Here is a 13,330-nt window from a genome sequence, read left to right as displayed (position 1 = left end):
TTTTAATAAAAATGATATAAGTTATAATAAAGGTGTACCTTCGATAACGAATAAACATCTCTTAAAAGTATGTGTAAAACGCTGCATGATACAAACGAAGGTAAAAATTTGACTCCCTTTAGTAGTGGACCCGTACGTTTATCGTGCGGGTCGTTTTTATTTATATCTTATTCCCGTTATACATCAATTCAAAGCATTAATTTTTTAAACAAATTTAAGAATAGATAGTAATATAACAATCTAAACATAAAAACTTTTAACACAACACTTAAACTAATGCTTTAATTTTCAATACGTAGCTATAATTTGTTGTAAAATCAAAAAGGTTAATATGTTAATTTTCAAAAAAAGGCTCAAAATATGTTTGATTTAGTTATTAAATGTTAAGATATATAAGACTACTATTTCTTTGTAAAAATGAATCCGATTTACGAGTGAGTAATAGTGAATATAGTTTTAAGTTGAAGAAGGCAAAAAGAGTAAATGTTTATTAATGTTTGTAGAAACAAGGTAAGCAAATTAGTTGTGAAAATGTTAATAGTTACGTGATAATTTCTATATTTAAATTAGTTTGAAGTGAGGGAGAGTATGTCGAATCAAAATTACGACTACAATAAAAATGAAGATGGAAGTAAGAAGAAAATGAGTACAACAGCGAAAGTAGTTAGCATTGCGACGGTATTGCTATTACTCGGAGGATTAGTATTTGCAATTTTTGCATATGTAGATCATTCGAATAAAGCTAAAGAACGTATGTTGAACGAACAAAAGCAGGAACAAAAAGAAAAGCGTCAAAAAGAAAATGCAGAAAAAGAGAGAAAGAAAAAGCAACAAGAGGAAAAAGAGCAGAGTGAGCTAGATTCACAAGCAAACCAATATCAGCAATTGCCACAGCAGAATCAATATCAATATGTGCCACCTCAGCAACAAGCACCTACAAAGCAACGTCCTGCTAAAGAAGAGAATGATGATAAAGCATCAAAGGATGAGTCGAAAGATAAGGATGACAAAGCATCTCAAGATAAATCAGATGATAATCAGAAGAAAACTGATGATAATAAACAACCAGCTCAGCCTAAACCACAGCCGCAACAACCAACACCAAAGCCAAATAATAATCAACAAAACAATCAATCAAATCAACAAGCGAAACCACAAGCACCACAACAAAATAGCCAATCAACAACAAATAAACAAAATAATGCTAATGATAAGTAGTATTTAGTCAAACAAAAATGAACCAGTATGACAGACAACACAATTAATTAGGTTGTCTCGAATATTGGTTCTTATTTTTATAATTGTTAATTAGGGGAGAGATGATACTTAAATAGTTAGTTGTTTATTTTGCAGATAGTGAAATTTATTTTTTCAGTCAACTACTGGCAATGTAACTTTTCAGATTCTAGAGCATTGATTTATGTCCTAGTCTCAAATAATAAGCAAATGATTAGAGAATCAGTATAAGGGTATACATTTGACTACAGCGAATAAAATAAAACGTTTTGTTGTATAATAAATCGAAAATATATTGCAAGCGCTTTATCAAATTATTTAGAAAATTTAAGTTTTATGCTTGCAATTTTTGAAATAGAATAGTACTATTGCAAGTGTAAAGAGGTTAATTTTTGTCCCACGTGGGACTTAAAAAGGCAACCACTGGTTGTGACATATCCTTATTTACATTTATAAATATAAGGAGGAGGTAGTAGTGAAAGACTTATTGCAAGCACAGCAAAAGCTTATACCGGATCTCATAGATAAAATGTATAAACGTTTTTCTATTCTTACTACTATCTCAAAAAATCAGCCTGTCGGACGTCGAAGTTTAAGCGAACATATGGATATGACTGAACGTGTACTGCGTTCTGAAACAGATATGCTTAAGAAACAAGATTTGATAAAAGTTAAGCCTACCGGAATGGAAATTACAGCTGAAGGTGAGCAACTGATTTCGCAATTGAAAGATTACTTTGATATCTATGCAGATGACAATCGTCTGTCAGAAGGTATTAAGAATAAATTTCAAATTAAGGAAGTTCATGTTGTTCCTGGTGATGCTGATAATAGCCAATCTGTTAAAACAGAATTAGGTAGGCAAGCAGGTCAATTACTTGAAGGCATATTACAAGAAGATGCGATAGTTGCTGTAACTGGCGGATCCACGATGGCATGTGTTAGTGAAGCAATTCATTTATTACCATATAATGTATTCTTCGTACCAGCCAGAGGTGGACTAGGCGAAAATGTTGTCTTTCAGGCAAACACAATTGCAGCCAGTATGGCACAACAAGCTGGCGGTTATTATACGACGATGTATGTACCTGATAATGTCAGCGAAACAACATATAACACATTGTTGTTAGAGCCATCAGTCATAAACACTTTAGACAAAATTAAACAAGCAAACGTTATATTACACGGCATTGGTGATGCGCTGAAGATGGCGCATCGACGTCAATCACCTGAAAAGGTCATTGAACAACTTCAACATCATCAAGCTGTCGGAGAGGCATTTGGTTATTATTTTGATACACAAGGTCAAATTGTCCATAAGGTTAAAACAATTGGACTTCAATTAGAAGACCTTGAATCAAAAGACTTTATTTTTGCAGTTGCAGGAGGCAAATCGAAAGGTGAAGCAATTAAAGCATACTTGACGATTGCACCCAAGAATACAGTGTTAATCACTGATGAAGCCGCAGCAAAGATAATACTTGAATAAGAGATAAAAAGTTTAATACTTTTTAAATATCATTTTAAAGGAGGCCATTATAATGGCAGTAAAAGTAGCAATTAATGGTTTTGGTAGAATTGGTCGTTTAGCATTCAGAAGAATTCAAGAAGTAGAAGGTCTTGAAGTTGTAGCAGTAAACGACTTAACAGATGACGACATGTTAGCGCATTTATTAAAATATGACACTATGCAAGGTCGTTTCACAGGTGAAGTAGAGGTAGTTGATGGTGGTTTCCGCGTAAATGGTAAAGAAGTTAAATCATTCAGTGAACCAGATGCAAGCAAATTACCTTGGAAAGACTTAAATATCGATGTAGTATTAGAATGTACTGGTTTCTACACTGATAAAGATAAAGCACAAGCTCATATTGAAGCAGGCGCTAAAAAAGTATTAATCTCAGCACCAGCTACTGGTGACTTAAAAACAATCGTATTCAACACTAACCACCAAGAGTTAGATGGTTCTGAAACAGTTGTTTCAGGTGCTTCATGTACTACAAACTCATTAGCACCAGTTGCTAAAGTTTTAAACGATGACTTTGGTTTAGTTGAAGGTTTAATGACTACAATTCACGCTTACACAGGTGATCAAAATACACAAGACGCACCTCACAGAAAAGGTGACAAACGTCGTGCTCGTGCAGCAGCAGAAAACATCATCCCTAACTCAACAGGTGCTGCTAAAGCTATCGGTAAAGTTATTCCTGAAATCGATGGTAAATTAGATGGTGGTGCACAACGTGTTCCTGTAGCTACAGGTTCATTAACTGAATTAACAGTAGTATTAGAAAAACAAGACGTAACAGTTGAACAAGTTAACGAAGCTATGAAAAATGCTTCAAACGAATCATTCGGTTACACTGAAGACGAAATCGTTTCTTCAGACGTTGTAGGTATGACTTACGGTTCATTATTCGACGCTACACAAACTCGTGTAATGTCAGTTGGTGACCGTCAATTAGTTAAAGTTGCAGCTTGGTATGATAACGAAATGTCATATACTGCACAATTAGTTCGTACATTAGCATACTTAGCTGAACTTTCTAAATAATTTTAGTATAGTTTTTATTCAAATACGCTAGTGCTCAGAACTATTTAGCATTAATTAAAGCTTATGAGTAAGCGGGGAGCACAAACGCTTCTCCGCTTATTTTTATATAAAATTTCCTAATTACAAGGAGGAAACACCATGGCTAAAAAAATTGTTTCTGATTTAGATCTTAAAGGTAAAACAGTCCTAGTACGTGCTGATTTTAACGTACCTTTAAAAGACGGTGAAATTACTAATGACAACCGTATCGTTCAAGCTTTACCTACAATTCAATACATCATCGAACAAGGTGGTAAAATCGTACTATTTTCACATTTAGGTAAAGTAAAAGAAGAAAGTGATAAAGCAAAATTAACTTTACGTCCAGTTGCTGAAGACTTATCTAAGAAATTAGATAAAGAAGTTGTTTTCGTACCAGAAACACGCGGCGAAAAACTTGAAGCAGCTATTAAAGACCTTAAAGAAGGCGACGTATTATTAGTTGAAAATACACGTTATGAAGATTTAGACGGTAAAAAAGAATCTAAAAATGATCCAGAATTAGGTAAATACTGGGCATCTTTAGGTGATGTGTTTGTAAATGATGCTTTTGGTACTGCGCATCGTGAGCATGCATCTAATGTTGGTATTTCTACACACTTAGAAACTGCAGCTGGATTCTTAATGGATAAAGAAATTAAGTTTATCGGTGGCGTAGTTAACGATCCACATAAACCAGTTGTTGCTATTTTAGGTGGAGCAAAAGTATCTGACAAAATTAATGTCATCAAAAACTTAGTTAACATCGCTGATAAAATTATCATCGGCGGAGGTATGGCTTATACTTTCTTAAAAGCGCAAGGTAAAGAAATTGGTATTTCATTATTAGAAGAAGATAAAATCGACTTCGCAAAAGATTTATTAGAAAAACATGGTGATAAAATTGTATTACCAGTAGACACTAAAGTTGCTAAAGAATTTTCTAATGATGCCAAAATTACTGTAGTACCATCTGATTCAATTCCAGCAGACCAAGAAGGTATGGATATTGGACCAAACACTGTAAAATTATTTGCAGATGAATTAGAAGGTGCGCACACTGTTGTATGGAATGGACCTATGGGTGTATTCGAGTTCAGTAACTTTGCACAAGGTACAATTGGTGTATGTAAAGCAATTGCAAACCTTAAAGATGCAATTACGATTATCGGTGGCGGTGATTCAGCTGCAGCAGCAATCTCTTTAGGTTTTGAAAATGACTTCACTCATATTTCAACTGGTGGCGGAGCGTCATTAGAGTACCTAGAAGGTAAAGAATTGCCTGGTATCAAAGCAATCAATAATAAATAATAAAGTGATAGTTTAAAGTGATGTGGCATGTTTGTTTAACATTGTTACGGGAAAACAGTCATAAGATGACATCGTGTTTCATCACTTTTCAAAAATATTTACAAAACAAGGAGTGTCTTTAATGAGAACACCAATTATAGCTGGTAACTGGAAAATGAACAAAACAGTACAAGAAGCAAAAGACTTCGTCAATGCATTGCCAACATTACCAGATTCAAAAGAAGTAGAATCAGTAATTTGTGCACCAGCAATTCAATTAGATGCATTAACTACTGCAGTTAAAGAAGGAAAAGCACAAGGTTTAGAAATCGGTGCTCAAAATACGTATTTCGAAGATAACGGTGCGTTCACAGGTGAAACGTCTCCAGTTGCATTAGCAGATTTAGGCGTTAAATACGTTGTTATCGGTCATTCTGAACGTCGTGAATTATTCCACGAAACAGATGAAGAAATTAACAAAAAAGCGCACGCTATTTTCAAACATGGAATGACTCCAATTATTTGTGTTGGTGAAACAGACGAAGAGCGTGAAAGTGGTAAAGCTAACGATGTTGTAGGTGAGCAAGTTAAGAAAGCTGTTGCAGGTTTATCTGAAGATCAACTTAAATCAGTTGTAATTGCTTATGAACCAATCTGGGCAATCGGAACTGGTAAATCATCAACATCTGAAGATGCGAATGAAATGTGTGCATTTGTACGTCAAACTATTGCTGACTTATCAAGCAAAGAAGTATCAGAAGCAACTCGTATTCAATATGGTGGTAGTGTTAAACCTAACAACATTAAAGAATACATGGCACAAACTGATATTGATGGGGCATTAGTAGGTGGCGCATCACTTAAAGTTGAAGATTTCGTACAATTGTTAGAAGGTGCAAAATAATCATGGCTAAGAAACCAACTGCGTTAATTATTTTAGATGGTTTTGCGAACCGCGAAAGCGAACATGGTAATGCGGTAAAATTAGCAAACAAGCCTAATTTTGATCGTTATTACAACAAATATCCAACGACTCAAATCGAAGCGAGTGGCTTAGATGTTGGACTACCTGAAGGACAAATGGGTAACTCAGAAGTTGGTCATATGAATATCGGTGCAGGACGTATCGTTTATCAAAGTTTAACTCGAATCAATAAATCAATTGAAGACGGTGATTTCTTTGAAAATGATGTTTTAAATAATGCAATTGCACACGTGAATTCACATGATTCAGCGTTACACATCTTTGGTTTATTGTCTGACGGTGGTGTACACAGTCATTACAAACATTTATTTGCTTTGTTAGAACTTGCTAAAAAACAAGGTGTTGAAAAAGTTTACGTACACGCATTTTTAGATGGTCGTGACGTAGATCAAAAATCCGCTTTGAAATACATCGAAGAGACTGAAGCTAAATTCAATGAATTAGGTATTGGTCAATTTGCATCTGTGTCTGGCCGTTATTATGCAATGGACCGTGACAAACGTTGGGAACGTGAAGAAAAAGCTTACAATGCTATTCGTAACTTTGATGCCCCAACTTATGCAACTGCCAAAGAAGGTGTGGAAGCAAGTTATAATGAAGGCTTAACTGACGAATTCGTAGTACCATTCATCGTTGAGGATCAAAATGACGGTGTTAATGATGGAGATGCAGTGATCTTCTATAATTTCCGACCTGATAGAGCGGCACAATTATCGGAAATTTTTGCGAACAGAGCATTCGAAGGATTTAAAGTTGAACAAGTTAAAGACTTATTCTATGCAACATTCACTAAGTATAATGACAATATCGATGCGGCTATCGTCTTCGAAAAAGTCGATTTAAATAATACAATCGGTGAAATTGCACAAAATAACAATTTAACTCAATTACGTATTGCAGAAACTGAAAAATATCCTCACGTTACTTACTTTATGAGTGGTGGACGTAATGAGGAATTTAAAGGTGAACGTCGTCGTTTGATTGATTCACCTAAAGTTGCAACGTATGACTTGAAACCAGAAATGAGTGCTTATGAAGTTAAAGATGCATTATTAGAAGAGTTAAATAAAGGTGACTTGGACTTAATTATTTTAAACTTTGCTAACCCTGATATGGTTGGACATAGTGGTATGCTTGAGCCGACAATCAAAGCAATCGAAGCGGTTGATGAATGTTTAGGCGAAGTGGTTGATAAGATTTTAGACATGGACGGTTATGCAATTATTACTGCTGACCATGGTAACTCTGATCAAGTATTGACGGATGATGATCAACCAATGACGACGCATACAACGAACCCAGTACCAGTGATTGTAACAAAAGAAGGCGTTACACTTAGAGAAACTGGTCGTTTAGGTGACTTAGCACCTACATTATTAGATTTATTAAATGTAGAACAACCTGAAGATATGACAGGTGAATCTTTAATTAAACACTAATATTGTAAAAGATGTTAAGTAAACGCTTAATGACACTTATTTTTTGAAAATAATAGTAATATCATTTTGTTAAATGAAAGAATAAAGCTATAATAATTATAGAATAACTATTTAAAGGAGATTATAAACATGCCAATTATTACAGATGTTTACGCTCGCGAAGTCTTAGACTCTCGTGGTAACCCAACTGTTGAAGTAGAAGTATTAACTGAAAGTGGCGCATTTGGTCGTGCATTAGTACCATCAGGTGCTTCAACTGGTGAACACGAAGCTGTTGAATTACGTGATGGAGATAAATCACGTTATTTAGGTAAAGGTGTTACTAAAGCAGTTGAAAACGTTAATGAAATCATCGCACCAGAAATTATTGAAGGTGAATTTTCAGTATTAGATCAAGTATCTATTGATAAAATGATGATCGCATTAGACGGTACTCCAAACAAAGGTAAATTAGGTGCAAATGCTATTTTAGGTGTATCTATTGCAGTAGCACGTGCAGCAGCTGACTTATTAGGTCAACCACTTTACAAATATTTAGGTGGATTTAATGGTAAGCAGTTACCAGTACCAATGATGAACATCGTTAATGGTGGTTCTCACTCAGATGCTCCAATTGCATTCCAAGAATTCATGATTTTACCTGTAGGTGCTACAACGTTCAAAGAATCATTACGTTGGGGTACTGAAATTTTCCACAACTTAAAATCAATTTTAAGCAAACGTGGTTTAGAAACTGCAGTAGGTGACGAAGGTGGTTTCGCTCCTAAATTTGAAGGTACTGAAGATGCTGTTGAAACAATTATCCAAGCAATCGAAGCAGCTGGTTACAAACCAGGTGAAGAAGTATTCTTAGGATTTGACTGTGCATCATCAGAATTCTATGAAAATGGTGTATATGACTACAGTAAGTTCGAAGGCGAACACGGTGCAAAACGTACAGCTGCAGAACAAGTTGACTACTTAGAACAATTAGTAGACAAATATCCTATCATTACAATTGAAGACGGTATGGACGAAAACGACTGGGATGGTTGGAAACAACTTACAGAACGTATCGGTGACCGTGTACAATTAGTAGGTGACGATTTATTCGTAACAAACACTGAAATTTTAGCAAAAGGTATTGAAAACGGAATTGGTAACTCAATCTTAATTAAAGTTAACCAAATCGGTACATTAACTGAAACATTTGATGCAATCGAAATGGCTCAAAAAGCTGGTTACACAGCAGTAGTTTCTCACCGTTCAGGTGAAACAGAAGATACAACAATTGCTGATATCGCTGTTGCTACAAACGCTGGTCAAATTAAAACTGGTTCATTATCACGTACTGACCGTATTGCTAAATACAATCAATTATTACGTATCGAAGATGAATTATTTGAAACTGCTAAATATGACGGTATCAAATCATTCTATAACTTAGATAAATAATCATTTTAAACATTAAGTACTGCCATAATTTTAGTTGAGGATTATTATGTCGGTATAAATTGAATAAAGTTTTTGAGTTCACGCTTAAAAAGTTCACGCTTTTATTTATAACCTGCCACAGAGTTGAGACTGTGGCAGGTTTTTTTTTGAAGTATTATTCATAACAGACTAATAATCATGAGGTAACTAATAACACATATTTAACTTGTATTATTAAACTGGTATAATAAATTTATGTTGAAATGAATATTGTATGACAGGGTATTCACTTTTATTAAAAGGTAAAATTAAATAAAGGTTTTATAGAACGTATTTAAATATATGAGGAGTAAACAAATGGCTGATAGAACGAATAAAGAAATTAAAACAGGACGCTTTATTGCAACTGCATCAATCGCATTCTCAATATTGTTGATTATTCATTACTTTGTTTCGTTGGATAATGCGACTGCCAAAGCATTACTCAATTTAACGAATCAAAACACTTCAGATAAAGCGATAGATTACATTTTAAACAGCTTTAGATTCACTGGTATTATGTATATTTTGGCTTATCTAGCAGGCTTCATCACTTTTTGGAATCGACATACTTATGTGTGGTGGTTTATGTTTGCAGTTTATGTATCAAATAGTTTGTTTACGTTGATTAATTTATCAATCACAATTCAAGCAATAAAAGCTGCACACGGTGCGTACTTAACATTGCCAATTTTAATTGTTATTATAGGTTCGGTTGCATTAGCGATTTATATGCTTGTTGTTTCTATCAAACGTAAAAGTACATTTAATCGCTAGAAAATTGATTTTAACAATGAAAATATGATATACTACTTGTCGTATATAAGGAACGGAGGACAATTTATGCATACATTTTTAATCGTATTATTAATCATTGATTGTATTGCATTAATAACTGTTGTACTACTCCAAGAAGGTAAAAGCAGTGGACTTTCAGGTGCCATCAGTGGTGGTGCTGAGCAGTTATTCGGTAAACAAAAACAACGTGGCGTCGATTTATTCTTAAATAGATTAACAATTATTTTATCAATATTATTTTTTGTACTTATGATTTGCATAAGTTATCTTGGTATGTAAGGTCCGGCGATGTAAATGTCGGGCTTTTTTATTTATAATTAGAATAATAAAGGACTCATGTTCAATTATTAGAAACATATTGTTTAATTAAGTACGTTTGTTAATTGTGAAAAAGGAGCGTTAGATTTATGCAAATAAAGTTACCAAAGCCTTTCTTTTTTGAGGAAGGTAAACGTGCCGTGTTATTACTACATGGTTTTACAGGCAATTCGTCTGATGTTCGTCAATTAGGTCGATTTTTACAAAAGAAAGGTTATACATCGTATGCACCACAATATGAAGGTCATGCAGCACCACCAGAAGAGATACTTCAATCAAGTCCTTTTGTTTGGTTTAAAGATGCCTTAGATGGCTATGACTACCTTGTTGAACAAGGTTATGATGAAATCGTTGTTGCTGGCTTGTCATTAGGTGGCGATTTTGCATTAAAATTAAGCTTAAATCGAGATGTAAAGGGTATTGTAACGATGTGTGCTCCTATGGGTGGCAAAACTGAAGGTGCCATTTATGAAGGCTTTTTAGAATATGCACGCAATTTTAAAAAGTATGAGGGTAAAGATCAAGAAACGATTGACAAAGAAATGCATCATTTCAAACCAACTGAAACTTTAAAAGAATTAAGTGAAGCATTAGATACGATTAAAGATCAAGTTGATGAGGTGCTTGACCCAATTTTAGTGATTCAAGCAGAAAACGACAATATGATTGATCCACAATCCGCAAATTATATATATGAACATGTAGACTCTGACGAAAAAGATATCAAATGGTATAGTCAGTCAGGACATGTTATTACAATTGATAAAGAAAAAGAACAAGTTTTCGATGATATTTATCAATTTTTAGAGTCATTAGACTGGTCAGAATAAAAAGAGATTTTAACATTAGAAAGGAGGGGCATAATGAATTTAAAGCAATCAATAGAAGAGATTATTAATCAACCTGAATATGAACCTATGTCAGTTTCAGATTTTCAAGATGCATTAGGTTTAAGCAGTGCCGACTCGTTTAGAGATTTAATTAAGGTGCTTGTGGAGTTAGAACAATCAGGATTAATCGAACGTTCGAAAACAGATAGATACCAAAAAAAGCATAGTTCCAAAGGTCAATCGAAATTGATAAAAGGAACGTTAAGTCAAAACAAGAAAGGTTTTGCTTTCCTAAGACCTAAAGATGAGGATATGGAAGATATATTTATTCCCCCAACAAAAATTAATCGTGCCTTAGACGGAGATACTGTAATTGTAGAAATACATCAATCTAAAGGTGAACATAAAGGTAAAATTGAAGGGGAAGTTAAGTCGATTGAGAAGCATTCTGTAACTCAAGTTGTTGGTACGTATAGTGAAGCTAGACATTTCGGCTTTGTTATTCCAGATGATAAACGTATTATGCAAGATATTTTCATTCCTAAAGGTCAAAGTTTAGGTGCAGTAGATGGGCATAAGGTACTAGTTCAAATTACTAAGTATGCTGATGGTTCAGATAATCCTGAAGGGCATATTTCAGCAATATTAGGACATAAAAATGATCCAGGTGTAGATATTTTATCTATTATTTATCAACATGGTATTGAAATTGAGTTTCCTGATGAAGTATTAGAAGAAGCTGAAGCAGTACCTGATCATATTGAAAATACTGAAATTAAAGGCCGTCATGATTTACGTGATGAATTGACAATCACAATTGATGGTGCGGATGCTAAAGACTTAGATGACGCAATCAGTGTTAAAAAGTTAGCGAACGGTCATACGCAATTAACTGTAAGTATTGCTGATGTCAGTTATTATGTAACGGAAGATTCAGCTTTAGATAAAGAAGCTTATGATAGAGCGACAAGTGTATATCTTGTTGACCGTGTGATTCCGATGATTCCACATCGATTAAGCAATGGTATTTGTTCATTAAATCCTCACGTTGATCGTTTAACGTTAAGCTGTCGCATGGAAATTGATGCAAGTGGTCGTGTTGTTAAACATGAAATTTTTGATAGTGTTATACATTCTGATTATCGAATGACGTATGATGCAGTTAACCAGATTATTACTGAAAAGGATCCTAACATTCGCGAGCAATATAAAGAAATTACGCCTATGTTAGATTTAGCACAAGATTTATCTAATCGTTTGATTCAAATGAGAAAACGTCGTGGTGAAATTGATTTTGATATTAGCGAAGCGAAAGTACTAGTTAACGAAGATGGTATACCTACAGATGTTCAATTGAGACAACGTGGTGAAGGCGAACGTCTTATTGAGTCATTTATGTTAATTGCAAATGAAACAGTTGCTGAACATTTTAGTAAGTTAGATGTACCATTTATTTACCGAGTGCATGAGCAACCTAAATCAGATCGCTTAAGACAATTCTTTGATTTTATTACTAACTTTGGCATTATGATTAAAGGAACAGGCGAAGATATTCATCCAACAACACTTCAAAAGGTCCAAGAAGAAGTAGAAGGTCGACCTGAACAAATGGTCATTTCAACAATGATGTTACGTTCAATGCAACAAGCGCATTATGATGATGTGAACTTGGGACATTTTGGCTTATCAGCTGAATATTATACGCATTTTACATCACCAATAAGACGTTATCCTGATTTAACAGTTCATCGTTTAATCCGTAAGTATTTAATTGAGAAATCAATGGATAACAAAGAAGTGAAGCGTTGGGAAGACAAATTGCCTGAGTTAGCTGAACATACTTCTAAACGTGAACGTCGTGCTATTGAGTCAGAACGTGATACTGATGAATTGAAAAAAGCAGAATATATGATTCAACATATTGGTGATGAATTTGAAGGTATTGTCAGCTCAGTAGCTAACTTCGGTATGTTCATTGAATTGCCAAATACGATAGAAGGTATGGTTCATATTGCGAATATGACTGATGATTATTACCGTTTTGAAGAGCGTCAAATGGCATTAATTGGTGAGCGTCAAGCTAAAGTATTTAGAATTGGTGACACAGTTAAGGTTAAAGTGACGCATGTTGATGTAGATGAACGATTAATTGATTTTCAAATTGTAGGTATGCCTTTACCGAAAAATGATCGATCACAGCGCCCAGCACGAGGTAAGACAATTCAAGCTAAAACGCGTGGTAAATCATTAGATAAATCGAAATCTGATGATAAAGGTCATAAGAAAAAAGGTAAGCAACGTAAAGGTAAAAACCAACGTAAAAATGACAAATCAGGAAACAGTAAACATAAGCCATTTTATAAAGATAAAAGTGTGAAAAAGAAAGCACGTCGTAAGAAAAAATAAGCAGCA

At 34.3% G+C, this 13,330-nt stretch carries 11 protein-coding genes; all 11 read left to right on the top strand.

The genetic code is table 11. From position 1 onward, the window contains the following. Positions 1–588 precede the first annotated feature (588 nt). The 11 genes from NST10_RS06015 (at position 589) to rnr (ending at position 13,324) form a co-directional block, all read left to right on the top strand. Positions 589–1,218 (top strand): DUF4887 domain-containing protein, encoded by a 630-nt coding sequence (locus NST10_RS06015; protein WP_111061066.1) that lies wholly within the window; start codon positions 589–591, stop codon positions 1,216–1,218. A 493-nt stretch (positions 1,219–1,711) separates the two neighbouring features. Beyond that, on the top strand, positions 1,712–2,725 hold the full coding sequence (locus NST10_RS06010) for a sugar-binding transcriptional regulator (RefSeq protein WP_000654027.1): 1,014 nt from the start codon (positions 1,712–1,714) through the stop codon (positions 2,723–2,725). A 52-nt stretch (positions 2,726–2,777) separates the two neighbouring features. Further along, positions 2,778–3,788: a type I glyceraldehyde-3-phosphate dehydrogenase gene (gene gap / locus NST10_RS06005; RefSeq protein ID WP_000279414.1), complete on the top strand. Its 1,011-nt coding sequence runs from the start codon at positions 2,778–2,780 to the stop codon at positions 3,786–3,788. A gap of 138 nt (positions 3,789–3,926) precedes the next feature. Beyond that, a complete protein-coding gene (locus NST10_RS06000) occupies positions 3,927–5,117 on the top strand; it encodes a phosphoglycerate kinase (RefSeq protein ID WP_001074749.1) in 1,191 nt (396 codons plus the stop codon). 121 nt (positions 5,118–5,238) lie between these two features. After that, on the top strand, positions 5,239–6,000 hold the full coding sequence (tpiA, locus tag NST10_RS05995) for a triose-phosphate isomerase (RefSeq protein WP_001260089.1): 762 nt from the start codon (positions 5,239–5,241) through the stop codon (positions 5,998–6,000). A gap of 2 nt (positions 6,001–6,002) precedes the next feature. Further along, positions 6,003–7,520, top strand: coding sequence for a 2,3-bisphosphoglycerate-independent phosphoglycerate mutase (gpmI, locus tag NST10_RS05990; RefSeq protein WP_001085498.1), 1,518 nt, complete (start codon positions 6,003–6,005; stop codon positions 7,518–7,520). A 129-nt stretch (positions 7,521–7,649) separates the two neighbouring features. Beyond that, positions 7,650–8,954, top strand: a complete 1,305-nt coding sequence (eno, locus tag NST10_RS05985) for a surface-displayed alpha-enolase (RefSeq protein WP_001121760.1) — start codon at positions 7,650–7,652, stop codon at positions 8,952–8,954. A 336-nt stretch (positions 8,955–9,290) separates the two neighbouring features. After that, positions 9,291–9,749 (top strand): hypothetical protein, encoded by a 459-nt coding sequence (locus NST10_RS05980; protein ID WP_000785248.1) that lies wholly within the window; start codon positions 9,291–9,293, stop codon positions 9,747–9,749. Positions 9,750–9,815: 66 nt separating this feature from the next. Continuing rightward, positions 9,816–10,049: a preprotein translocase subunit SecG gene (gene secG / locus NST10_RS05975; RefSeq protein ID WP_000556760.1), complete on the top strand. Its 234-nt coding sequence runs from the start codon at positions 9,816–9,818 to the stop codon at positions 10,047–10,049. A 128-nt stretch (positions 10,050–10,177) separates the two neighbouring features. Then, positions 10,178–10,918 (top strand): carboxylesterase, encoded by a 741-nt coding sequence (locus tag NST10_RS05970; protein WP_001165967.1) that lies wholly within the window; start codon positions 10,178–10,180, stop codon positions 10,916–10,918. A gap of 33 nt (positions 10,919–10,951) precedes the next feature. Continuing rightward, complete coding sequence (rnr, locus tag NST10_RS05965; RefSeq protein WP_001050041.1) at positions 10,952–13,324, top strand: ribonuclease R; 2,373 nt, start codon at positions 10,952–10,954, stop codon at positions 13,322–13,324. The last annotated feature ends 6 nt before the right edge of the window (positions 13,325–13,330 follow it).

The organism is Staphylococcus sp. FSL W8-0305, from assembly GCF_037966415.1.
Lineage (GTDB): Bacteria > Bacillota > Bacilli > Staphylococcales > Staphylococcaceae > Staphylococcus > Staphylococcus aureus.
The sequence above is the reverse complement of the archived record's forward strand: the minus strand, read 5'-3'. Positions and strand labels throughout refer to the sequence as shown.